24 protein-coding genes and 1 pseudogene are annotated in these 23,378 nt (G+C 64.0%); 18 read left to right on the plus strand and 7 right to left on the minus strand.

The genetic code is table 11. From position 1 onward, the window contains the following. Positions 1–8 precede the first annotated feature (8 nt). The gene (locus ACFQXB_RS13370; RefSeq protein ID WP_377404683.1) at positions 9–896 is read right to left on the minus strand and encodes a dihydrodipicolinate synthase family protein; all 888 of its coding nucleotides are present in this window, start codon (positions 894–896) and stop codon (positions 9–11) included. Positions 897–928: 32 nt separating this feature from the next. Between ACFQXB_RS13370 and ACFQXB_RS13375 the strand changes: the two genes are divergently transcribed. The 6 genes from ACFQXB_RS13375 (at position 929) to ACFQXB_RS13400 (ending at position 8,065) form a co-directional block, all read left to right on the plus strand. Then, positions 929–1,417, plus strand: a complete 489-nt coding sequence (locus ACFQXB_RS13375; protein ID WP_377404686.1) for an NlpC/P60 family protein — start codon at positions 929–931, stop codon at positions 1,415–1,417. A 9-nt stretch (positions 1,418–1,426) separates the two neighbouring features. Beyond that, entirely contained in the window at positions 1,427–5,539 is a 4,113-nt protein-coding gene (locus ACFQXB_RS13380; protein ID WP_377404689.1) for a baseplate multidomain protein megatron, read from the plus strand. A 10-nt stretch (positions 5,540–5,549) separates the two neighbouring features. Continuing rightward, positions 5,550–6,668 (plus strand): DUF2793 domain-containing protein, encoded by a 1,119-nt coding sequence (locus tag ACFQXB_RS13385; RefSeq protein WP_377404692.1) that lies wholly within the window; start codon positions 5,550–5,552, stop codon positions 6,666–6,668. A gap of 20 nt (positions 6,669–6,688) precedes the next feature. Then, on the plus strand, positions 6,689–6,976 hold the full coding sequence (locus ACFQXB_RS13390; RefSeq protein WP_377404695.1) for a DUF6127 family protein: 288 nt from the start codon (positions 6,689–6,691) through the stop codon (positions 6,974–6,976). A 160-nt stretch (positions 6,977–7,136) separates the two neighbouring features. Next, on the plus strand, positions 7,137–7,811 hold the full coding sequence (locus ACFQXB_RS13395; protein WP_377404698.1) for a YcbK family protein: 675 nt from the start codon (positions 7,137–7,139) through the stop codon (positions 7,809–7,811). Further along, the gene (locus tag ACFQXB_RS13400; protein ID WP_377404701.1) at positions 7,808–8,065 is read left to right on the plus strand and encodes a hypothetical protein; all 258 of its coding nucleotides are present in this window, start codon (positions 7,808–7,810) and stop codon (positions 8,063–8,065) included. Before ACFQXB_RS13395 ends, ACFQXB_RS13400 begins: the two co-directional genes overlap by 4 nt. A gap of 192 nt (positions 8,066–8,257) precedes the next feature. Here the strand turns inward: ACFQXB_RS13400 and ACFQXB_RS13405 are convergent, their stop codons facing one another. Both ACFQXB_RS13405 and ACFQXB_RS13410 read right to left on the minus strand, forming a co-directional pair. Beyond that, entirely contained in the window at positions 8,258–8,731 is a 474-nt protein-coding gene (locus ACFQXB_RS13405; RefSeq protein WP_377404704.1) for a DUF411 domain-containing protein, read from the minus strand. 119 nt (positions 8,732–8,850) lie between these two features. Further along, positions 8,851–11,364, minus strand: coding sequence for a heavy metal translocating P-type ATPase (locus ACFQXB_RS13410; RefSeq protein WP_377404707.1), 2,514 nt, complete (start codon positions 11,362–11,364; stop codon positions 8,851–8,853). 158 nt (positions 11,365–11,522) lie between these two features. On the opposite strand from ACFQXB_RS13410, the gene ACFQXB_RS13415 reads away from it, so the two are divergent. The 5 genes from ACFQXB_RS13415 to ACFQXB_RS13435 all read left to right on the plus strand — a co-directional run bounded on the left by ACFQXB_RS13415 (position 11,523) and on the right by ACFQXB_RS13435 (position 13,872). Then, positions 11,523–11,720 carry a heavy-metal-associated domain-containing protein gene (locus tag ACFQXB_RS13415; RefSeq protein WP_377404709.1) on the plus strand — a complete coding sequence of 66 codons (198 nt, stop codon included), beginning with the start codon at positions 11,523–11,525 and terminating at the stop codon, positions 11,718–11,720. A 98-nt stretch (positions 11,721–11,818) separates the two neighbouring features. After that, positions 11,819–12,196: a hypothetical protein gene (locus tag ACFQXB_RS13420; protein ID WP_377404712.1), complete on the plus strand. Its 378-nt coding sequence runs from the start codon at positions 11,819–11,821 to the stop codon at positions 12,194–12,196. Then, positions 12,187–12,726, plus strand: coding sequence for a CopM family metallochaperone (gene copM, locus ACFQXB_RS13425; RefSeq protein WP_377404714.1), 540 nt, complete (start codon positions 12,187–12,189; stop codon positions 12,724–12,726). The genes ACFQXB_RS13420 and copM overlap by 10 nt, the downstream gene beginning before the upstream one ends. Positions 12,727–12,846: 120 nt before the next feature. Next, the gene (gene cueR, locus ACFQXB_RS13430; RefSeq protein WP_043869430.1) at positions 12,847–13,245 is read left to right on the plus strand and encodes a Cu(I)-responsive transcriptional regulator; all 399 of its coding nucleotides are present in this window, start codon (positions 12,847–12,849) and stop codon (positions 13,243–13,245) included. Between the two features lie 159 nt (positions 13,246–13,404). Beyond that, positions 13,405–13,872 carry a c-type cytochrome gene (locus ACFQXB_RS13435; RefSeq protein ID WP_377404717.1) on the plus strand — a complete coding sequence of 156 codons (468 nt, stop codon included), beginning with the start codon at positions 13,405–13,407 and terminating at the stop codon, positions 13,870–13,872. A gap of 17 nt (positions 13,873–13,889) precedes the next feature. Here the strand turns inward: ACFQXB_RS13435 and ACFQXB_RS13440 are convergent, their stop codons facing one another. Beyond that, a complete protein-coding gene (locus ACFQXB_RS13440) occupies positions 13,890–14,501 on the minus strand; it encodes a class I SAM-dependent methyltransferase (RefSeq protein WP_043869432.1) in 612 nt (203 codons plus the stop codon). A 71-nt stretch (positions 14,502–14,572) separates the two neighbouring features. Continuing rightward, positions 14,573–14,989, minus strand: a complete 417-nt coding sequence (locus tag ACFQXB_RS13445; protein ID WP_377404720.1) for a hypothetical protein — start codon at positions 14,987–14,989, stop codon at positions 14,573–14,575. Positions 14,990–15,124: 135 nt separating this feature from the next. Here ACFQXB_RS13445 and ACFQXB_RS13450 point away from each other — a divergent pair. Continuing rightward, positions 15,125–15,382, plus strand: a pseudogene (locus ACFQXB_RS13450) (recombinase family protein); the annotation flags it as partial. A 164-nt stretch (positions 15,383–15,546) separates the two neighbouring features. On the opposite strand, the gene ACFQXB_RS13455 reads toward ACFQXB_RS13450, so the two are convergent. Both ACFQXB_RS13455 and ACFQXB_RS13460 read right to left on the minus strand, forming a co-directional pair. After that, the gene (locus ACFQXB_RS13455) at positions 15,547–16,521 is read right to left on the minus strand and encodes a nucleoside hydrolase (RefSeq protein WP_043869434.1); all 975 of its coding nucleotides are present in this window, start codon (positions 16,519–16,521) and stop codon (positions 15,547–15,549) included. After that, positions 16,518–17,471: a MurR/RpiR family transcriptional regulator gene (locus ACFQXB_RS13460; protein ID WP_052453137.1), complete on the minus strand. Its 954-nt coding sequence runs from the start codon at positions 17,469–17,471 to the stop codon at positions 16,518–16,520. The genes ACFQXB_RS13455 and ACFQXB_RS13460 overlap by 4 nt, the downstream gene beginning before the upstream one ends. A gap of 238 nt (positions 17,472–17,709) precedes the next feature. Here ACFQXB_RS13460 and ACFQXB_RS13465 point away from each other — a divergent pair, with 238 nt between their 5' ends. Genes ACFQXB_RS13465 through ACFQXB_RS13490 form a run of 6 tightly spaced genes read left to right on the plus strand, consistent with a single transcriptional unit; the run spans position 17,710 to position 23,374 of the window. Then, on the plus strand, positions 17,710–18,633 hold the full coding sequence (locus ACFQXB_RS13465) for an ABC transporter substrate-binding protein (protein ID WP_202966945.1): 924 nt from the start codon (positions 17,710–17,712) through the stop codon (positions 18,631–18,633). A gap of 27 nt (positions 18,634–18,660) precedes the next feature. Next, a complete protein-coding gene (locus ACFQXB_RS13470; protein WP_043869436.1) occupies positions 18,661–19,662 on the plus strand; it encodes an ABC transporter substrate-binding protein in 1,002 nt (333 codons plus the stop codon). Between the two features lie 13 nt (positions 19,663–19,675). Continuing rightward, positions 19,676–21,073 (plus strand): amidohydrolase family protein, encoded by a 1,398-nt coding sequence (locus ACFQXB_RS13475; RefSeq protein WP_043869437.1) that lies wholly within the window; start codon positions 19,676–19,678, stop codon positions 21,071–21,073. Next, on the plus strand, positions 21,070–21,861 hold the full coding sequence (locus ACFQXB_RS13480; RefSeq protein WP_043869438.1) for an ABC transporter ATP-binding protein: 792 nt from the start codon (positions 21,070–21,072) through the stop codon (positions 21,859–21,861). Before ACFQXB_RS13475 ends, ACFQXB_RS13480 begins: the two co-directional genes overlap by 4 nt. Next, a complete protein-coding gene (locus ACFQXB_RS13485) occupies positions 21,858–22,616 on the plus strand; it encodes an ABC transporter permease (protein ID WP_139267225.1) in 759 nt (252 codons plus the stop codon). The genes ACFQXB_RS13480 and ACFQXB_RS13485 overlap by 4 nt, the downstream gene beginning before the upstream one ends. Next, complete coding sequence (locus tag ACFQXB_RS13490) at positions 22,616–23,374, plus strand: ABC transporter permease (RefSeq protein WP_043869439.1); 759 nt, start codon at positions 22,616–22,618, stop codon at positions 23,372–23,374. Before ACFQXB_RS13485 ends, ACFQXB_RS13490 begins: the two co-directional genes overlap by 1 nt. Positions 23,375–23,378: the final 4 nt, after the last annotated feature.

Consider the following 23,378-nt stretch of genomic DNA (forward strand, 5'->3'; position numbering starts at 1 on the left):
CGGTCCGTTCATTCGGCCAAGGCCTCGGTCGCGGCGGCGATCTGGTCGCGGATCGTGGCGCCGAGCGGCCGAAGCGGGAGAGGCAGCAGGCCATCGCTCAGGCCCATCTGCTGCGCCATCACATGGATCACACGCAGCGAGCCATGGGCGCGAAACAGCGCCCAGAGCGGTGCGAGGCTGGCATCGAGCCGCTGTGTCTCGGCCCTGTCGCCCACCGTCGCCGCTGCAGCGAGCCGCAGCGCGATGTCGGGCAGAAGGCCGCCGATTACGCTGTACCAGGTATCTGCCCCGGCCAGCAGCGCATCGGCGCAGCCCCAATCGCCGCTGTAGCCGATGGCAAATCCCGCGGGCAGCGTGCCACGCAACGTGGCCAGATCCACGGCTACCGTACCGGTGGCGGGCAACGGCATCTTGACCGCCGCGATCCGGGGCAGCTCAGCCAGCCGCTGCAAAAGCCCGATCTGAAACGTGAAATGGGTCGTGCCGGGGTTGTTGTAGATGCACAGCGGAAGATCCGTCGCGGCGGCGACAGCCCTGTAATGTTCATATGCCTCCTCCTGCGTCAGTGGCGTGTAGCTGACCGCAGGAAGAAGCAGCGCATCCGCCCCGGCCTCGGCCGCGTCCCGAGCGAGCGCGCTGGCCTCATCGGTACGCAGTGCGCCTACCCCGACCATCAGCGGCACGCTGCCGCCCAGCACCTCGACCGCGACGGCCACCGCGCGGCGTCGCTCCGCGCGGCTGAGATAGGCGAAGGTGCCGGTGCTGCCCAAGAGGCCGACCGAGGTCAGTTCGGGGCGACGAAGGCGCTCCAGTACACGTCCAAGCGCATCGGCCTGCACGCAGCCATCCGCCGTCATCGGCGTGATCGGAAAGGCGGAAAGCCCGGCAAAGGTCATCGCAAGAGCCCCGAGGCGAAGAAGGAAACCTCATGACGAGATCACCGATCCCGCGCCATGGCAAGTACGCGCCGCAAGTGATCGGGCCGATTCCCGCTGTCCAGGACAAGGTTATCACTGCCGCCCGCAGCTGGCTCGGCACGCCGTATCACGACCAGGCCAGCCTTCGCGGCGCCGGCTGTGATTGCCTCGGCCTCGCCCGGGGCGTCTGGCGCGAGGTCGTCGGTCCCGAGCCGTTCCCGATCCCGCCCTATAGCCGGGACTGGGGCGAGACCGGCCCGCGCGAGGTTCTGGCCGAGGGCGCGGGTGCCATGATGATCGAAGTTGAGCCCGCGGCAGCCGGTCCGGGAACGCTGGTGCTGTTCCGCATGAAGCCCCGCGCCATCGCCAAGCATGTCGGGATCCTCACCGCGCCCGACAGCTTCCTCCACGCCTACGAGCGGCTCGGCGTGATCGAGGAACCGCTCACCCCATCCTGGCGGCGGCGCATCGCCTTCACCTTCCTCTTCCCGCAACGCTGAGACCCTGACATGGCAACACTTGTTCTCGGCGCGGCCGGCGCCGCCATCGGCGGCAGCATCGGCGGCGCGATCCTTGGTGTCAGCGCCGCGACCATCGGCGGCTTCATCGGCTCGAGCATCGGCTCGGTCGTCGACAGCTGGATCATCTCGTCGCTGGCGCCCACGCAGCGCATCGAGGGCGCGCGGCTCGACACGCTGCGCATCACCTCGGCCATCGAAGGCGCGGTGATCCCACGGCTCTACGGGCGCATGCGCATGGGCGGCAACATCATCTGGGCGACGGATTTCCGCGAGGAGACCAAGACCACTACGCAGGGCGGCGGCAAGGGCGGCGGGGGCGGCAAGGTCAGGACGACCGAGTATCTCTACTACGCCTCCTTCGCCGTGGCGCTCTGCGAAGGCTCCGAAGCCGGTCCCGCAGGGACCATTCTCTCCGGGGGAGAGAATGGAGGCGGAGGAGGCCCGGCAGGGCGGGGAATCACCGGGATCGGGCGCATCTGGGCCGACGGCAAGCCGATGGACCTCTCCGGCGTCACCTGGCGCTGGTATCCCGGCGACGAGGCGCAGACCGCCGATCCGTTCATTGCGGCGAAGATGGGGGCTGCCAGCACGCCCGCCTATCGCGGCACCGCCTATGTCGTCTTCGAGGAGCTGGCGCTCTCGACCTACGGCAACCGCCTGCCGCAGCTCTCCTTCGAGGTGTTCCGGCCGCTCGCCGATCCCGACACCGCCGAGGGGCTGACCCGCGCAGTGACCATGATCCCGGCATCGGGCGAGTTCACCTATGCGACGCAGGCCATCCGCAAGACCGATGGCGGCGCGACGTTGCCCGAGAACCTGAACGCGCTGGCCGACTCAACCGACATGGTCGAGGCGCTGGACCGGCTGCAGGCCATAGCGCCTACGGTCGAGAGTGTCAGCCTCGTGGTGGCATGGTTCGGCGACGATCTGCGGGCGGGCTCCTGCAAGGTGCGGCCCGGCGTCGAGGTGTCGGCCAAATCCACCACGCCCGCCAGCTGGTCGGTGAACGGCGTCAGCCGCGCCAGCGCCTTCCTCGTCAGCCGCGACGGTCTCCAGCCGAACGCCACGGGTTCGAGTGAGGCTGGAGACGACCGCCCCGTCTATGGCGGCACGCCGTCCGACTTCGCGGTGGTGCAGGCGATCCAGGAGATGAAGGCGCGCGGGCTGCGGGTCACCTTCTATCCCTTCATCCTGATGGACGTGCCGCCCGGCAACACGCTGCCGAACCCCTATTCCGACAACGTCGCCGAGACGGGCCAGCCCGCGTTCCCCTGGCGGGGGCGGATCACCTGCTCTCCCGCGGCAGGGTTCGCAGGAAGCGTGGACAAGACCGCCACGGCCGCCACGCAGGTCGCGAGCTTCTTCGGTAGCGCGACCCCCGCCGACTTCTCGGTTTCGGGCGAGACCGTCAGCTGGACCGGCCCCGCGGGGGACTGGGGCCTGCGCCGCATGATCCTGCACTACGCCCATCTCTGCGTTGCGGCCGGCGGCGTCGATGCCTTCCTGATCGGGTCGGAGATGCGCGGGCTGACCACGATCCGCTCGGGTGCCAGCAGCTACCCGGCGGTGCAGGCCTTCCGCGATCTAGCCGCAGCCGTGCGAAGCATCCTCGGCCCCACGACGAAGATCAGCTACGCGGCGGACTGGTCGGAGTATTTCGGCCACCAGCCGGGGGATGGCAGCAATGATGTCTTCTTCCACCTCGATCCGCTCTGGGCGGATGCCAATACCGACTTCATCGGCATCGACAACTACATGCCACTGTCGGACTGGCGCGACGGGTTCGAGCATCTCGACGCACAGGCTGGCTGGCCTGCGATCCATGACCGGGGCTACCTGCAGGCCAACATCGCCGGGGGCGAGGGGTTTGAGTGGTTCTATGCCTCGGAGGCTGACCGCTCGGCCCAGATCCGCGCGCCCATCACCGACGGCGGTGAGGCGGGGAGCGCCACGGGTTTGAGCGACGCGCCGAACGCGGGCAAACCATGGGTCTTCCGTTACAAGGATCTGCGCGCCTGGTGGTCGGAGCCCCACTTCAACCGCCCGGGCGGGGTGGAAAGCGGCACGGCGACCGCATGGGTGCCGCAATCCAAGCCCGTCTGGTTCACCGAACTGGGCTGTCCCGCCATCGACCGGGGGACCAACCAGCCGAACGTCTTCTTCGACCCGAAGTCCTCGGAGAGCTTCACGCCGCATTTCTCGCGCGGCTGGCGGGACGATGCCATCCAGCGCGCCTATCTCGAGGCGACCTATCTCTGGTGGGGCGATGCGGCGAACAACCCGGTGTCCACCATCTACGGCGGCCGCATGGTGCACGTCCCCGAATGCGCGGCCTGGACTTGGGACGCGCGTCCCTATCCGTTCTTCCCGGCGCTGACCGACGTCTGGACGGACGGGGCGAATTGGCGGCTCGGGCACTGGCTGACCGGGCGGCTGGGGGCGGTGTCGCTCGCGGCGCTCGTCCGGCACCTCTGCCTGCGCGCCGGGCTGCCCGCCCACCGCATCGACGTCACCGGCCTCTGGGGCGCGGTCGAGGGTTATGTCATCGGGGCGCTGGAAAGCCCCCGCGCCTCGATCACCACGCTCGCGCGGCACTTCGGCTTCGATGCCGTGGAGACCGGCGGCGTGATCCGCTTCGTCATGCGTGGCCGGTTCTCTGTCGCGACCCTCACACCCGACGATCTCGTGGCCGCTCGCGAGGGCGACGTGCTGGAACTGACGCGGGGCCAGGAGACCGAGCTGCCGCAGGCGCTGAAGTGGCAGGTCGCCCGCGCCGACGAGGACTACGACGCGGCCCTCGTCGAGGCGCGGCGCATCACCGTGGACACGACGCGGATCGCGTCCGAGTCCTTTCCGATGGCCGTGCCGCCCGAGGAGGCCGAGCGCCGTTGCCGCCGCGCACTGATGGAGGCGTGGGTGGGGCGCGAAACGGCGGCGTTCCGTCTGCCGCCCTCGCGGCTCGCGCTCGATCCGGCCGACGCGATCCGGCTGGAGCATGACGGGCGGCTGGTCGACCTGCGGCTCGTCTCCATCGCCGACGCCGAGGCGCGCGGCATCGAGGCGGTGCGCCAGGACCGCACGACCTACGACCTGCCGCCCGGCGATCCCCGCGCGGCCTCGTTGACGCGGGCTGTCGTGTTCGGCGCGCCGGATGCGGTGCTGATGGACCTGCCGCAGCTGACCGAGGACCAGCCCGCGCACCGGCCGCTGGTCGCGGCCCACGCCGTTCCTTGGCCGGGCGAGATGGCAGTGCTCCGCAGCCCTTCCACGGACGGCTTCGAGCTGCTGACCACGTTCGGCAGTCGCGCCCGGATCGGCATGCTGGTTTCGGATTTCTGGCCGGGACCGACCTCACGCTTCGATCTCGGCAACGCGCTGGTGATCGATCTGCTCTTTGGCTCGTTGGAAAGCGTCACTGACCTGACCTTCTTCGGCGGTGCTAATGCGCTGGCGATCGAAAGCGCACCTGGCACCTGGGAGATCGTGCAGGCGGGCGCAGCCGAGTTGCTGGCGCCGGGTCGGTATCAGCTCACCCGGCTCTTGCGTGGCCAGCGAGGGACCGAGGGCGCCATTGGCAATCCGGTGCCTGCTGGCGCCCGCGTCGTCGTGCTCGACGACAGTCTCGCATCGCTGCCGATCGCCGAGGCCGATCTCGGGCTGCCGTGGAACTGGCGCATTGGTCCAGCCAGCCGTTCGGTCAACGACGAGACCTACGTCGCCCAGTCCTTCACCCCCGAGGGTGTGGGACTGCGGCCGTTCTCCGTCGCCCATATCGAGCAGCCGTGGCGCAAGGCGCGCAGTCCCGGCGATCTGACGATCCGCTGGACACGCCGGTCCCGAGCACTCGCCGCCGACAGCTGGGGCGGGCTCGAGGTGCCGCTGGCCGAGGAGCTCGAAGCCTACGAGGTCGAGATTCTCGACGGCGCCACCGTGAAGCGGGTGCTGAGCACCGCCACCACCAGCGCGGTCTACACCGCCGCAGACCAGACCGCCGACTGGGGCGCGCCGCTCAGCCCCGGCGACACGCTCGACATCCGCATCTTCCAGCTCTCCACCCTCGTCGGGCGGGGTGCGCCCAAAACCGCCACGCTCTTGTTCTGAAGGCAACCCCATGTCCGACGCCACGACCCATCTCCTGCTGCCCTATATCCTGGCGGCGCAGGCCCAGAAGCATGTCACCCACAACGAGGCGCTGCGGCTGCTCGACGGCATCGTGCATCTTTCCGTTCGCGGAGCCGCCCGTACAGAGCCACCGCCCGCCCCGAACGATGGTGACCGGTTCCTCGTGGCGCCGGGTGCGACCGGCGACTGGTCCGGATGGGACAACAGCATCGCCTACTGGGTCGATGGCGCCTGGCTTCAACTGCCGCCTCGGCCCGGATGGCGGGCGTGGGTTGAGGAGTTCGACGGATCGGCAAACTCTCCGGGAGAGAGTTTGCCGGGAGAACGGCTGCTGCTGGTCTACGACGGCGCGGGCTGGGTCGGCACCACGCCCACGACGCTGCAGAACCTCGCGCTCCTGGGGCTGGGCACGGCAGCCGACGCCGCGAACCCGTTCTCGGCCAAGCTGAACGCAGCGCTCTGGACGGCGAAGACCGTGGCCGAGGGCGGCACCGGCGATCTCTTCTACACCATGAACAAGGAGGCCGCGGGGGACGATCTCGGGCTGACGCTGCAGACCGGTTTCGTGACCAAGGCCCTGGTGGGCCTCTTCGGCTCGGACCACTTCCGGCTCGCGGTCTCCGCGGACGGCAGCACCTTCTTCGACGGGCTCAGCGTCGACAACGCAAACGGCATCGTCGATCAGCCCCGGCTGCCGCGGTTCAAGGCGTACACGAACTACGACAACTACGTCGGCGTCGGCACCTGGACCAAGATCGGCCTCAACAACACCGACTACAACGACCAGGGGGCCTTCGATGCCGCGAACAACCACTTCGTCGCCCCCGTCGATGGCACCTACCTCTTCGGCGCGACGCTGCTCTACAAGATCAACGAGAGCGCCACGGCGCGCATGCGCGGGCGGTTGGTGCTGAACGGCACGACCGAAATCCGCGGTTCCCTCGGCGAAATCTCCGGCACCCACGTCTCGCTCGCCACCGCCATCTGGCTGCAGACCATGGTCCCGCTCACCGCGGGCGATACCGTCGAGCTGCAGGGGTATTTCCGGGTCGCGGACGGCTACTTCGCCGCCAACCACACGTCCTTCTGGGGCTGCAAGGTCGGCTGAGCGGCGGAAGGAGGATCCCAATGACACCACCCCGATCCGAAGGCTTCGTGCGCATCCCCGACGCCGAGTTCGAGGCGATCCTGACGCGCGCGGCCGAGGAAGGCGCGAAGCGCGCGCTCGCCGATGTCGGTCTCGACGGCGACGAGGCCGCGCTCGACATCCGCGATCTGCGGTCGCTCGTCGACTGCATCCGGCTGGTGCGCCGCACCGCCATGCAGACCGCCGTCCGCACGATCACCACCGGCGTCATGCTGGCGCTGCTCGCGGGCATCGCCATCAAGCTGAAGATCTTCGGCGGCGGCCCGTAGCCGCTCAACATCGAAAACCATCAGCCCGACCGCACCCGCCCTCGAGGCGGGGTGAGCCGCGGTCTGCCTGACAGGCAGACGGGAAGGTCCAGTGGGCCTTCCCGAGCGGCGAACGCACCGAGCCCCTGCGAGGGGCCGGAAACTCGTTATGGAGGATCCCATGACCACGACTTTCCACCGCCACTGGCGCGACGTGCCGGGAAGCGCCTGGCGCTGGCCGAACTTCAGCCCGGCAGAGATTGCCTGCCGGGGCACCGGCAAGCTGCTCATCAACGAACCCGCCCTCGACAAGCTGCAGGCGCTGCGCGACCGGCTGGGCAAGCCGCTAATCGTCCGTTCTGCCTATCGCAGCCCCGAGCACAACCGCGCCGTCGGCGGTGCCACGCGGTCGAAGCATCTCGACGGCGCCGCCTTCGATATCGCCATGATGAACCACGACCCAGCGGCGTTCGAGGCTACGGCGCGCGAGGTCGGGTTCCTTGGCTTCGGGTTCTATCCGCGCTCGGGGTTCATCCATGTCGACCTCGGGCCCGCACGGCAGTGGGGCGAGCGGTTCCCGGTCCGGGCGACGGCATTCGCAGCCGAGGCGCCGCCCGCGCGCGAAGTGCTGGCCGAGAGCCGCACCATGAAGGGCGGCGGCGCGGCCGGTGTGGCGACGCTGGGTGCCGCGGGTATCGAGGTGGCGCAGAGCGTCCTGGCCGAGACCCAGACCGCGATCCTGCCGCTCGTCCCGTATCTCGACACCCTGCGCTGGGTGTTCATCGCGGTCGCCCTCGGCGGCATCGCGGTCACGATCTACGCCCGCCTCGATGACTGGAAACGAGGACAGCGATGATCGCTGCGCTCCTGACCGGTTTCGCCGCCAGCCCGTGCATGCGGGTGGCGCTACGCTACTGCGCCGTCGTGCTCGCCGTGATCCTGTTCCTGCTAGCGCTTCGGCGGTCCGGCGAACGCACGGGCCGCCTCGCCGAACGCCTTGAGACTAGGGAGAAGGCCAATGATGTCCAACGCCGGATGCTGGAAGCCGCCGCTCGCCGCCCTCGCGATCGCAACGAGCTTGCTGAGCGGCTGTGCGACGGTCGGTTCTGAGACGGGCGAGTTCGGGACTTGCCCACCCGTCGTCGAATATAGCTGGGAGTTTCAGGCCAGGGCTGCCGAGGAACTGGCTTCGTTGCAGCTTGGCTCGGCCGTTGGCGAGATGCTGAGCGACCACGCTGTCATGCGCGACCAGGCGCGTACGTGTCTTCGGCCCTGATCACGCGCCAAACAGCAGCACCAGGATCAGGCAGCCGCATAGATTGTGAAAACTTCGGTCGACCCACTGCGCCGGATCAGGAACACCTCGTACGCCTCGCGCTCGCTTTCCGGGCCCATGCCGGGCGACCCGTAGGGCATCCCGGGCACGGCGAGACCGATGGCGTCCGGGCGTTCCTCCAGCAGCCGCCGGATATCGGCGGGCGGAACATGACCTTCGATCATGTAGCCCGCGATCCTGCCTGTGTGGCACGAGGCCATTTCCTGCGGGATGCCGTTGTCGAGCTTGTAGCGGGCGAGCAGCGTCCCCATGCTCTCCTCGACCGTCACATCGAACCCGTCGGCCCGCACAATCTCGACCCAGGCCGAGCAACATCCGCAATTGAGATCCTTGAGGACATGGAGCGCAGACCCTGCGATGGCCATTGCGGGGACAGCACCGGCAACCGAGGCAGCGCATGCGCCCAGCACGAAGCCTCTTCGGGAAAGTATCAGTTGCATGTCTTCCTCCGTTTCTCAGACGTTCTCTGCAGCGCTGCGGGTCATGTGTTTCCGACGTTCTTGCCTGTCTATCGCAGACAGCCAATCCGTGCCATGCGGCAGCATTTCCCAGTTCCTCATCATCGACCGACGTCAGCCATCGGAGCCCGGAAGCGCTTCAGTCTCAGCGCATTGCCCAACACGAACACACTCGACATCGCCATGGCACCGGCCGCCAGGACCGGCGACAGGAGCCACCCGAAGGCGGGATAGAGCGCCCCGGCTGCAACCGGGATGAGCGCAGTGTTGTAAGCGAAGGCCCAGAACAGATTCTGCCGAATGTTCCGGATCGTCGCCTTTGACAACGCGATCGCATTCGGAACGCCCTTGAGGCTGCCCGACATCAGGACCACGTCGGCGGCCTCGATGGCGATGTCGGTGCCGGTGCCGATGGCAATGCCGACATCCGCCTCGGCCAATGCGGGCGCGTCGTTGATGCCGTCCCCGACATAGGCAAGCCCACCATGTTGGTGCTTCAGCGCCCTGACGGCCTCCACCTTGCCGTCCGGCAGCACCTCGGCCACGACCTCGTCGATCCCGAGCTGTCGTGCGATGGCTTGCGCCGTGCGCCGGTTGTCACCAGTAATCATCGCCACCTTCAGTCCGAGATCGTGCAGGGCTCGGATGGCCTCCGGCGTGGATGGCTTGATCGGATCGGCGACGGCGATGATCGCGGCAAGCTCGCCGTCGACGGCGGCGTAGAGCGGCGACTTGCCCTCGTCGGCCAGTCGCGCGGCGATTGTCGCGAATTCACCGACATCGAGCCCGAGCTTCTCCATGAAACGATCGGCGCCGATCTCGACGCGGCGTCCGCCGACATCAGCGCTGACCCCATAGCCCGTCACGCTGTCGAACCGGGACAAGTCGGACAGCTTCAGCCCGTCTGCCTCGGCGGCTTCGACGATGGCGCGCGCGATCGGATGCTCCGATTTCACCTCGACGGAGGCGACCAGTGCCAGAACATCGTTACGGGCATGACCGCCGGTGGTCTCAAGGTCGGTGAGGGTGGGCTTGCCTTCGGTTAGCGTCCCGGTCTTGTCGAGCGCGACGACGCGGGCGTCCTTGAGCGACTGCAGCGCTTCGCCCTTGCGGAACAGCACGCCCATCTCCGCGCCGCGCCCGGTTCCGACCATGATCGACGTGGGTGTCGCGAGTCCCATCGCGCAGGGGCACGCGATGATCAGCACGGCGACGGCATTGACGAGCGCGAAGGTGGTCGCAGGCTCCGGCCCGAAGATCGCCCAGACAAGGAAAGTGAGCGCGGCCGCCGCCATGACGGCAGGCACGAACCACAGCGTCACGCGATCAACGAGCGCCTGGATGGGAAGCTTGGAGCCCTGAGCCTCCTCGACCATACGGATGATCTGCGCGAGCATGGTGTCGGCGCCGACCGCGGTTGCGCGGAAGGTGAGTGCGCCGGTCTGGTTGACGGTTCCACCCACCACGGTCGCGCCAGCCTGCTTCTCGACCGGCACCGGCTCTCCGGTGATCATGGCTTCGTCGACGAAGGACACGCCCTCGACGACCTCGCCGTCCACGGCGATCCGCTCCCCGGGTCGGACATCGACAAGGTCGCCTGTCACGACGTCGCCAAGCGCCACCTCGACAACCTTGTCATCGCGGCGGACGCGGGCCGTCTTTGGCTGGAGACCGACAAGGCGCTTGATCGCTTCCGAGGTCCTGCCCTTGGCCCGAGCCTCCAGATAGCGGCCGAGAAGGATCAGCGTGACGATGACGGCAGCCGCCTCGAAGTAGACGTTCACCGTTCCTGCGGGCAAAATCTGCGGCGCGAATGTCGCGACGACCGAGTAGGTCCAGGCGGCCAGCGTGCCGACCGCGACCAGCGAATTCATGTCCGGCGCGCCCCTGATGAGCGCCGGCAGGCCGATCCGGTAAAACCGCAGGCCCGGCCAGAACAGCACCACTGTCGTCAGAACGAACTGCAGGTACCAGCTTTCGCGCATGCCGATGGTGGTCATGACGAGCTCATGGACGGCCGGGATCAGGTGCGAGCCCATCTCCAGCACGAACACCGGCAGCGTCAGGATGGCCGCGATGGCAACGTCGTGACCCAAGGCCGCTTGCTCCGCCTGCTTGCGGGACGCCTGCGTCTCGTCGTCTTCGTTTCCGCTTACCATCCGCGCCTCATACCCCGCAGAGGCGACTGCAGCGACAAGATCGCGATCCGCGACAGTGCCTGAGGCGGAAAGCGAAGCACGTTCGGTCGCAAGGTTCACTGTGGCGGATGCGACGCCCGGGACTGCGAGCAGCGCCTTTTCCACACGCGCGACGCAGGACGCGCAGGTCATGCCATGGATGGCGAGCGTGATCGATCGGCCTGGAACCTCGTAGCCTGCGTCTTCGATCGCCCGGACCAGCCTGGCCTGATCGACAGGCTGGACCAAGGTTATATCGGCACGCTCGGTGGCGAGGTTGACCGTCGCCTTTCCCACGCCTTCAACGCGGTTCAAGGCCTTCTCGACTCGCCCGACGCAGGAAGCACAGTTCATCCCGATGACCGGTAGCGAGACAGTGGCGTGTCTTGGTGTCAGGTTGGAAGCGATCTCGGCGCTTCCTTTCGCTTGGACGTTCATCGTCAACTCCATTGGCGAGTGCTGTTGGAACTCTTCTGCTCTTTCCAGTCACTGGAAGGTCAACACCCGATTTCGTGCTGATGTCGCCCTTGACCTTCCACCAACTGGAAGCCCCATCTTGTAGAAAGCGAGGAAGCAGAACCCTTCAGGAGAGTGCCATGCAGTTCCAGATCGACAACATGACGTGCGGCGGCTGCGCCAAGGGCGTCACCAGGGCGATCCATTCGCTCGATCCGCAGGCGAAGGTCGACGTCGATTTGCCCCAGAAGCGGGTGACCGTGGAGTCGGGCGCCAATCAATCTGCTGTTGCAGCCGTGCTCGAGGACGCCGGGTTCTCGCCTCGCCCTGCGGCATGACGCTCGGGCAATAGTCAGAAGCAGCGTCAAGAGGAACGCGCTGACTTGAAGCGGGTTTTAACTGCTGAGCTAGCGTCTTCCCTGGTGGATAACCATTGATGAAAAAACCAGCGCTGATTTGGAACATGGCAACTGCAGCGTTGCTGGCGCTGGCATTCGCCTTCATCTGGCCGCCCGCGAGCTTTGGCTCCCCATTATCCTATGATCACGCGGCGCAAGCGGAAGCCCATAATCAACACGCTCATGCCAAACCGGGGGACCAGCACAGCCTTCTCACCGTTCAGATGGAGGCTGACTGCGATGCTGCGGCAGCAGGCTGTTGCATGATGGCTCATTGCTGTCCGGGGATTTCAGTCGGAGCGCATGAAATCACGACCGTTACGGCCAGCGACAAGACGACGGCTGCGTCGCCGGTGCCGGGGTTGGGAAGCGATCCTGGGGTGATCCTCCCCCCTCCGCGACGTCTGTGGCTCTGATCGCTCGACAAATCATACATTCAGGAGAACTCAAGATGACTATCGCAAAGACGATCCTCGCCGCGGCTATCGCTGCAACCGCGTTCTCAGCGCCCGTCATGGCGCAGGACGCGGGATTCCAGCTCCCCGAGCAGTGCACGACAGCGGCTGCCTCGGGTGGCATGGATCACTCGGCCATGGGACATGGCGGCATGCACGGCAATCAGGGCGGCGGCATGAACGCGGGCATGATGGAAATGATGGATATGGGAGGCATGGACCTCGAATCCATGCCCGAGCATGTCCAGGAGAACATGCGCAAGATGATGATCACCATGCCGGCCATGCACGAAGGCATGATGATGGAGGATGCCGACGTGGCCTTCGCCTGTGGAATGATCGCCCACCATCAGGGCGCCATCGACATGGCTGAGGTTTTGCTCGAGCACGGCGACGATCCGCAGATGCGCGCGCTTGCCGAAGAGATCATCGCGGCGCAAGGCCCCGAGATCGAGCGGATGACCACCTGGCTGGCTGAGAACGCCAACTGAGACCACAGTGGCCGCGCGGTGCAGACCGCGCGGCCACTTCTGTCCGCTCACCTCGAATTCACTTGAGCTTCCAGCGGCTGGAACCCCTATGTTGGCGGAAGAAGCTACGGAGATGCCGCCATGAACATCGGAGCAGCCGCCAGGCAATCGGGCCTGCCGCCCAAGACGATCCGCTACTACGAGGACATCGGTCTGCTGACCGCCGACCGGGCTGCCAACGGGTACCGCGACTATTCCAACGAGGACGTCCACCGGCTGCGCTTCGTCCAGCGGTCCCGCAGCCTCGGGTTTTCGGTCGAGGAATGTCGGCAGCTGCTCTCCCTCTATACCGACCGCGACCGCGCCAGCGCGGATGTGAAGGCGATCGCCACCGAGAAGCTTGGCGAGATCGACCGCAAGATCGCGGAACTGACCGGGTTGCGGGAGATGCTCGGCCATCTTGTCGAGAATTGTCACGGCGACGCCCGCCCGGACTGCCCGATCATCGACGGGCTGGCGGGAAAGACGCGCGACCACTAGCACTCAGGAGATCGGAACGGTGACGGGCGGCGGCATGATGTGGGGAATGGGGCTGTGGGGCGCCGTGGTCGCCAGTCTCGTGGTGCTCGTCATGGCGGCACTGGTCAAATACGTCGTTTTTCGCTGATGGCAGAGTCGTGGCGCAGACGGGGGCACAGGATGCCGGCCAAACCGCTCTTGCCCGGTCGGCATCTGTTGCCTGCATTCTGCCTGATGATCGGGCTTATGCCGGTTCCGGCTGCGGCGTTCCTCCACGCGTCCGAGACGGACACCGACTCCGGCCGCGCGCTTTACGTCGAGCATTGCGCGGCCTGCCACGGCGTCGATCTCGAGGGACAGCCTGACTGGCGCAGCCCCGACGCCAACGGCTTCTATCCGGCGCCGCCCCATGACGAGACGGGCCACACATGGCATCACGATGACGCCATGCTCATCGATTATATCGCCCGAGGCGGTCAGGCCGTTCTGGACGACATGGGCGTGACCTTCACGTCGGGCATGCCGGGCTTCGGCTCCGTGCTGGACCAAGGCGAGATCGAAGCCATCCTGGACTACATCAAGTCAACGTGGCCCGAACACATTCGCGACGCGCAGGCGCAGCGGTCCAACGCGGCCGCTGCCGATTGACGATCTCCCGACACCCGTCAGACCTTCCGAAAGAGCCCGAAATGGAACCGCTGCACGCTGCCCCACGGCGTGCGGTGTTCGTGGCTCAGCGATCGGACGAGCTGGTATCCGCTGCCCAGCCGTTCGGAAAGCAGGGCCCCATCATAGCGAGCGACCGGCAAACCGCTGCACGAGGCCGGGCCATCTGGCGCGAATGTCCCGATGATGGCGTGACCGCTGGGGACAAGGGCCCGATCCATGACACGCAGATAAGCGTCCTGATCGGACGCCTCGGTCAGGAAGTGGAACGCGGCCCGATCATGCCAGAGGTCGAAGCGGCCGGAGGGCTGCCAGTGCAGGACGTTCGCCGCCACCCACTCAACCGGCGCATCTGGCGAAAGCCGCGCGCGCGCCATGCGCAAGGCGGTTTCGGAGAGATCGAGAACCGTTATCCGGCGGAACCCTTGCTCCAGAAGGCAGTCCACCAGCCTCGATGAGCCGGCACCGACATCTACGATGGCCGCATCCTTGCCCGCGCCGGTCTCGGCGATGAGGTCGAGCGATACCTGTGGACGGTCCTCGAACCAGCTTGTCTCAGCCTCCTCCTTGCTCTGGTAGACGCCTTCCCAGCGGTTCGGTGTTTCGGCCATCGTCAATCCCTTACAACTCGTTCGGCCTGAGCCGTAGGACGTGGGTGATCACCGAACCCTTGCCATGACGCTCAGCCCGCTTCGCAACCGTAGAAACCGCGGTAGCCCACGCTGAGGCCCTGATCAAGCTCGAACACCAGCTCCGCGTTCTGGCGCCAGTCGACCTCGTCGCCGAGCAGCCGCACGGCCACCGTGGTGCCGGGCGCCGAGAACGTCGCCGCACCCTCCTGCGGATCGCCCTGCGCTTCCAGACCGACAAGGACACCGTTCAATTTCATCGCAGCCGCACCGCCTTCACTCGCCCAGAGGATCGGATCGGATTCCGGGCTGCGGTTGAAGGTGCAGGGAGCGGCGGTCCCAAGCACACGCTGGGCCTCGGCCTCGGGCATCGGCAAGCCCTGTCGAAGGCGCAGCTTCCGGATCACGTTCAGTAGTCCCATGTCGATCACTCCATTGACCCCCTCGTACTTCGCTCGGGGCAGGGTCACATGGCTCAAATCTCAATGGAAATCGTCGGCCGGACCGGGTCACCTCTCAGCGCAATTCAACACATCTGCCGCCTTGATTGGCTCATCGCGATCCCGGAGGTGAGCAGACTTGAACGCTTCGCTCTTCGCCCTGAGACGCGAAGCTTCAACACCGCCACGTCGATGGGGCGGCTGTCGCCGAACATCCTGCTGTCCTTCGCCCAGTTCGAGCGCGAGGTGACGGCCGAGCGCATCCGCGACAAGGTCGCCGCCAGCCGGAAGAAGGGCATGTGGATGGATGGTGCGCCACCCTACGGCGATCGCGTCGACAGTCGGAAGCTGGTGGTCGACGAGGACGCCGCCGAGCATGTCCGCTGGATCTTCACCCACTTCCTCGAAGTCGGGTCATCATCGTGACGGATCGCGATGATCTCGACAAGCAGATCAAGGATACCTTCAAGTCCAGTGACCTCGAACCGGTTCGAGCGACGAGCGGGGCTCCCTCGGCTTCATCTGCATCCACCTGTGGCTCACTGCTGGTGGTGCAGGCCGCGGAGGATGCGGCCCATCACCATGTTTCAAAGCGCTACTTGGTCCTGTCCAAAGGTCGCCAAGCGGTTGACAAACCCATCGACAAATCGATCTACGTTTACATCGACACAAACGGCGGCATTGGGAATGGTCGTTCCGGTTCGCCGCCGATCTGGAATGACTTGTCCTCGAGTTAATTCTCCCGCGCATTCCACGTCGATTTGCATTGGCTCCAGCGTCACTAGCGTCGGATCATGCGCGACGGCAACGGCGAGTGGATCGTGTAGCGCACAGCCAGTAATGTCGGGATACTGATCGCGATAGGCTGCAAGATAGAAGCGACTTGCTTCCGCGCATTTCCGCGAAGCGAAGCCGCCTTGCTTTTCAATCCGGTCCATCATGGCATCAGTGAAAAGCGTCTTCATTGTCACGTCCATGCCTACGAGGATGATGTCGGCTCCGGATTGGAGAACGATCCGCGCAGACTCTGGGTCGTTGAAGAAGTTGGCGTCGGCCATCGGACTCGGGATGCGGGGCACCCCAGGATGCCAGATGCTGCCGCCCATAATGACGATACGCTTGAAGAGCGTGGCAATTTCCGGCGCCTTCATCAGGGCAAGCGCAACGTTGGTGATTGGCCCTGTTGGCACGAGCGTCAGTTTCCCTGGATGCTTATGCGCCATTTCGATCAGCAGGTCGGGCGCCCATGTGTCAAGAGCAGTGCGCTCTGGGCTCGGCAAGTCGATGCCACCAAAGCCGTTAGGGCCGTGGATGCGGCTTCCCCTCTTGTTATAAGGCCGTGTGAGTGCGCGTTTTGCCCCTGCCGCGACGGGCACGTCCAGACAATCCGCTGCCTGCAGCAGCGCAAGCGTGTTCAGAGTCGCCTGCTCCACGTCGACATTCCCGTAGGTTGTGGTCACCGCCTCGAGCGTGATTTCGGGATGAGCAAGTGCGTAAACGATGGCCAGCGCATCGTCGATGCCGGTGTCCACGTCAAGGATGATGCGGCAGGGTTCTGTCATGTCTTGTCCTTCTTTCGACTAGATTTGGAATTTGCAGGTTTTGCGTCTGACTCCTGCTCCGGGTAGGCGAACCAGTAGAAGCCAGTGTCCGCAAAGCGCTGAGCAGCATCGGCTGCGCCAGGCCGCTTGTTTGCTACGCCCGCAACTAGCGCCTCCAGCACAGCAAGGACGGCGGCGTCCGAGGTGGAGGCGAAGCTCCGGCGGGCCTGTGCATAAAGCACGACAGTCCCAATCTTGGCGAGTGGCGAAGTCTGATTGTCGGTGACAACGAGGATAGGGATACCATGCTGGTGGGCAAACCGACTCATAGCGACCGTATCACGGAGATAGCGCGGGAAGGTGATCGCGATTACCAGATCCTCGGGGCCCAGACTCGTCAGATGCCGTGCGACTGAAATTGTTCCCGCACCGCTCTCCACGGTGCGGACATCGCAGCCTACCGCCTGCAGCCGGTGCGACAGGATCAATGCGAGACCAGCGGCACTGTCAAACCCAAGGATGAAGATGCGGCGCGCAGCACTGATCATGTCCACTGCCTGTTCACAGCGTGCAGGATCGAGATTGGCCATAGAGCCATGAAGGTTCGCGGCATCCTCTGCCAGCGAGGCTTGAACTACCTCAATGGTGCTGGAAGCTTCGGATAGCTTGCGGCGGAGCTTCTCTACCGGCTCCTGCGCCGGGGCTAAGCCGCGAAGAAGCTCTGCGCGGAACTCGGCGTAGCCGGGAAACCCCAGCTTTCGCGCAAATCGGTTGGCGGAAGCAACGGAGACTCCTGTCACCTCGACCGTATCATTAATGGAAAGCCCCGCAACTTTCAGTGGAGAGCGTAGCACGAAGTCCGCGAAGGTCCGTAGCGCCTGCGAGAGCTCAGGATAAACCGCTTCAATTCGCTCCGCGACAACCGAGCCTGGTGGCAGCGAGTCAGGAGCAGGTGCGCCTAATACTGCCACGATCCGACTCCATTTTGAGGTTGTAAGTATATTTTCATGTGATACACCTTATTGTAATAAGAGGTTACAGCGCTGGTTGCAAGCCGGTATGCCAGAACCCGCGATCTGCACCAACAGGAGTCGCTTGATGATACCTTCCTCATTGTGTCCGCTGTCTCGACGCCGCTTCCTTGCCGCTGGAATAGGCGCGTTGGGTGTTGCAGTCTCTGCTCCTTCACTTCGTGCGGAGTCCAAGTTAATGCGGGTAACCACCGCGCATGGGTGGGTCTCCAACATCCAATATGCGGGGTTCTTTCTTGGCCTCAGCCGCGGCTACTTTGCTGATCATGGGGTGGAGGCGGATTTCATTGCAGGGGGACCAAATGCGCCCGACACGCTGGTTTCACTTGCTGCGGGGCGTGCACAGGTTTGCACGGCAAACTGGAACCCCTTCCTTGATGCCCGTGCCCGCGGCAACGACTTCGTGCTGATCGGTGCGCAGTGGAAGGTGAGTCCGTCGGCCATCATCTCCCTCGCCGGGCGCCCTCTGCACCGGCCGGAAGACATGGTGGGGATGCGTATTCTTACTCAGAATCCCTCTGACAGCCTTATCCTCGATACAATCTTTGACAATGCGGGCCTCCCACGCGATTACACCGCAGTTCCGACCGGTTTTTCACCGGAACCGCTGCTCGCCGGTGACGGCGACGCTTATCTCGCCTTCGCAACAAACCAGCCAATCACGCTCGAACAGATGGGGTTGGTGGAGGGGCAGGATTTCCACGTCACCCTTCTGACCGATCTCGGATACAGGGTGATGCAAGGCCTCTATCTTACTCGTCGTGACTTTTTGGATAAGAACCGCGATGCAGTGACGGGCTACATGGCCGGCATGATCCGAGGGTGGCGCGCCGCCGTGACGGAACCCGACGCCGCGCTCGACCTGGTGCTAAATGAGTATGGGGCCGATCTGGGCCTCGATCCTCAGCAACAAGCTAGGCAGAATGAGTTGCAGATCCCCCTCGTCGCTCCGACGCCGGAAGCAGATCTCTTTGCGCTTGACGCTGAAAGCCTGACGGGCCCCATGACCGAGGTCGCTCGGGCCACGGGCCGCGAGGTCCCGCCGTTACACGAAATGGCTGATTTGGAAGTCGTTCCCGAGGCCTTGGCTCTCATCTCCTGACCTTTTACTTTCGAAAGGATTTTTCCAATGCTCCGCCCCCTATTTTTCTCTGCCGCGCTCTTGGCGGCGGGTTCTCCCATATTGGCCGATACTCCTCTACGCGTTCAGCTGGGCTGGATCGCCAATGTTCAATACGGGGAACATTTCATTGCGCTTGAAGACGGCCTTTTCGCCGAGCGTGGCCTTGATGTTCAGATCGCGCCAGGCGGCCCCAACGCACCGAACGCACTTACTGCAGTAGCTGCGGGCGAGGCTGATATCGGCTACACTAGTTGGCTGCCCTTTCTGGACGCTGTCGCCCGTGGCAACGACTTCGTGCTGATCGCTGCAGCGATGCAGACCTCTCCGCTTGGCATCATCTCTCTGCCTTCGCACCCGATCCTCCAGCCGGTGGATATTCAAGGCGCACGTATCTTGGCTCAGGGACCGGCCGAGAAAACTGCAATAGAGGCGACGCTGAGTCTTGCGGGTCTGCCCACGGATGACTGGACAATGGTGCCGGGCGGCTTCTCTCCGGAGCCGCTGCTGGCGGGCGACGGTGACGGCTACACTGCATTCGCTACTAATCAAGCCATCACGCTAGAGCAGATGGGGCTGGTGGCCGAGGAAGATTTTTACTTTCGCAGTTTTGATGATCTCGGCCTCGAGGGCTACGCGGGGCTCGCATTTGTGTCTCGGCAATTTCTAGAGGAGAACCGCGAAACCGTCCTAGCTTATCTAGAGGCCGTCGTCGCCGGATGGATCCGGAGCGAGGAAGATCCGGCCTATGCCGCTCGCCTAGTCGTGGACAAATACGGTCGCGACTATGGTCTCGAGCTGGATCAGCAAATCCGCCAGAACGAGGTGCAGGCGCAGTTCTTCCGTCCAAATGGAGATCCAGACTACCCCATATACTCACTAGATTTAGAAAAAGTGGCTGGCCCGATGATGAATGCTGCCCGCGCATCCGGTCGCACCGAATTGCCTGATCCCGCTTCTTTGATTGCACCCGAGCTTGCGCTGGAAGCGCTGGAGAATGTGAAGAATTAAAGGACCTCCTACAATGAACGCTCCCAAGACCGCGCCAGAGTGCGCCGATATCCTGATCCGACGTGCCCATGTCGTAACGCTGGATCCTGAGAACCGCGTGATCAGTCAAGGCGCTATCGCCATCTCGGGCAACCGCATTGCTTGGATTGGAAAGGATTCTGATGCCGCGAAGATTCAGGCAAAGGAGGTAATCGACGCCAACGACCAGATCGCCATGCCCGGGTTGATCGACGCGCATTTCCACACGGGGCAGCAGCTTCTACGGGGCAAGCTGCAGGCTATCGCTCGGAGCCGGCCGTTGAAGTTGCCGGTCTGGAAAAACTACTTGATCCCTTGGGAAAGCTGCCTCGATCCCGAGGATGTTCATCTTTCCGGTCTTGTCGCCTATACAAACATGATCCAGGTAGGAACAACCTGCTTTGCCGAAGCGGGCGGACCCCACCCCGATGAGATGGGACGCGCGGCATTGGAAGTTGGGATACGCGGCTTCATCTCCCAGTCTACTGTGGACCAGTCGGAGAACATCGGCGCGACAGTGCCGCCCAACATGCTGCTCACGCATGACGAGGCGCTTGAAAAGAATACTTCTTTGGTAGACCGGTGGAAGGATGGGGATAGGGTGAAGGCGTGGATGTCACTGCGCCAAGTCATCGTGTGCTCTCCCGAGTTGATACGAGACATCACCGTCGAGGCGCAGAGCCGAGACGTGAAGATCCACACCCATCTCTGTGAAGGCTCTTACGAAATCGACTATACTGCAGAGAAGTTTGGAATGCGTCCAACTGAGTGGCTGGAGAGCATGGGCGTGCTGTCACACCGTTTGCACTGCGCACACTCTGTCCTCCTTTCTGATCGAGAACTGGACCTTTACGAGCAGCATAGCCTTTCTGCTTGCCACTGCGGATTCGGCAACTACTCGATTGGCCACCCGCGTCTGATTGAAATGTGGCGTCGCGGTATCGACATTGGCCTTGGCACCGACGGACCTGGCGGGGGCGGCACGATTGACCTTTTCCAGGTGGCACATGTGGCCCGGGTCGGTCAGCAGGCAATCCATTCCTCCACCCTGCACTGGAAGGACCCGATCTCTTCCGAGGAGCTGCTAAGGGTGGCAACGCACGGAGGCGCCCGGGCGCTTGGCATCTTTGACCACGTCGGCTCGCTTGAGGTAGGTAAGAAGGCAGATATTCTTCTGGCTGACACGAGCCGGATGGATCACCGGCCCATGCAGGACCCGCTCTTCATTGCAGCCTCCGTTCTCGTTGGCCGGGACATGGACACCGTGCTTGTCGATGGTCGTGTTGTGATGCGCAAGCGAGAGATGGTCGGCATCGACGTCGAACGCATCAACGCACGCCTAATCGAGCGTATGCCCATCATTTCGGAGCGGTTTGAGAAGTTGGTCGGATGAACAGCGCAGGTGCAAAAGGCGCGGAGATCCTGCTGGATCACGTCGGCAAGGACTTTGCCATGGACAACGGTCAAACCGTCGTCGCAGTGGAAAAGGCACGGCTCGAGATTGGGGCAGGGGAGTTTGTCGCACTCATCGGCCCCTCGGGCTGTGGCAAGTCCACGCTGCTGAGGATGCTGGCAGCACTGGAGCAGCCGACACGAGGTCGCGTCACGGTCGATGGGCACGCACCTGAGGAACTCGCACGTGCGCATCGGCTTGGCGTGGCGTTCCAGGATCATGCGCTTCTGCCCTGGCTCTCGGTAGAGCAGAACGTAGCCTTGCCCTTCCGTATCTCGCGCCGCCCCGTCGACCGCGACCGCATTCGGGAACTGATAGCTCTCGTCGGCCTCTCGGGTTTTGAGAAAGCGCGGCCCAGCCAGCTCTCAGGCGGGATGCGGCAGCGGGTGTCTATCGCCCGCGCGCTTGTTCTGCGTCCAGATGTTCTGCTGCTCGATGAGCCTTTCGGAGCGCTGGATGCGGTGACACGGCGGCAGATGAATCTAGAACTACAACGGATATGGCTGGAGCAGAACATTTCCACCCTTTTGGTTACGCACTCGGTTGACGAAGCCCTTTTTCTCGCCGACCGGGTCGTGGTGATGAGCGGTCGTCCAGGGCGCATCCTGCGAGAGGCAATCGTCCCGTTCGGGCGCCCCCGTGCGCCGGAGGTTATGCGTTCCCCAGAGTTCCATCAACTCGAGGATGATCTGACCGAGGCACTGGAACAGCCGGAGACAAGGCCGTGACGTTGAGCCGCGAACGGGCACAGGATGTATTCTATGGGGTGCTGGGGATCGTGCTCTTTCTCGCTGCTTGGGAATACATCGGGCAGAACCAGCTCGCAGGGCTGACATGGCCGCCGCTGACAACTGTCATCGCCTATCTCACTGATCCCGACCGTCGGCCGCTCTTCCTGCGGGCAACGAGTGCGACCTTCTCCATGGTCGGCCTAGGTTATCTGCTTGGGGCTCTTCTGGGGGCGCTAGTGGCGGGGCTGGCACACCTGGTGCAACCCATGCGCGAAGGATTGGGCCGCCTCTCCTCCGTTATCAATGCAGTGCCGTCAATCGCACTCGCCCCACTTTTCATCGTGCTGCTTAGCCAAGAATGGACGGGCATGGCTATCGCGACGCTCAACGTCTACTTCGTCATCTTTGTCGCCGCCGGCTCGGGACTTAATGCTGCCTCTACGGCCCACCACGATCTCTTCACAACCTTCGGATCAAATCGTTTTCTTCGTTTACTCCAGCTGGAGCTTCCGGCGGCATTGCCTGCCCTGGTCTCGGGCCTCAAATACGCGGTCCCGGCATCCTTCATCGGCGCGATCATCGGGGAATGGTTTGGATCTTCGCGCGGATTAGGCCTCCTCATGGTCTCTTCGATGCAGAATTTTCAAATCCCCCTTCTATGGAGTGCAGTCGTCATTGCCGCAGCAGGCTCCCTCTCGGCCTTTGGGTTGATGGGGCTGATCGAACGCTTCGTTTATGGGAGGTTCCGCTGATGACATCGCTCATAAACGTCCTGCGAACGGGGATCTCCCGCTACTGGGGAGTTATCCTTGTGCTCGGGATCTGGCAGCTCTGGGTGAGCGTCACGGGTGTCAACGCGATAGTTATGCCCCGGCCGCTCGATGTCCTGCGGGACCTTGTAGGAAATCCAAGCGTCTATCTCCACAACGGCGGCCAGACCCTTGGCCTGGCCGTTGCAGGACTCGCGGCCGGAATGGCGCTTGGCACCCTGATTGCGGCGGTTGCGTGGTTCTCGCGGCTTCTCTCAGGGATGCTGGTGCCGCTGGCAATGATCTTTTCTTCAATTCCTGTAGTAGCACTCATCCCGGTAATCGCCCGCATTCTTGGCTACAACCTCACAACTGTTTTCGCGATCATTGTAATTATCTCGTTCTTCCCCGCCTTCGTCTTCACCTCCGCGGGCTTGAGAGCGTTGCCCCGCGGGTCGGAAGACCTTTTTCATGTCCTTGGGGCTAACAAGATGTCCAAGTTCCTGCATCTGGTTTTGCCTGCGGCTGTGCCAAACTGGATGATCGCGCTACGCCTCGCGGCACCTTCGGCTATTCTCTCGGCTATGGTAGCAGAGTTCCTCATGGGTCAGAGCGGGCTCGGGTATCTCTTTAGGCAGTCCGCAGGCGACTTCGATACCGAGAGGGCCTTCGGCACTTCTGTCGTGGCCACGATGATCTCTGTCATCTCTTTCACTCTTTCTCTGCAGGCGGAGCGCCGCGTCTCCGCACGTTGGAGGTAGACAA

It is taken from the genome of Halodurantibacterium daqingense (assembly GCF_042666235.1).
Taxonomy (GTDB): domain Bacteria; phylum Pseudomonadota; class Alphaproteobacteria; order Rhodobacterales; family Rhodobacteraceae; genus Halodurantibacterium; species Halodurantibacterium daqingensis.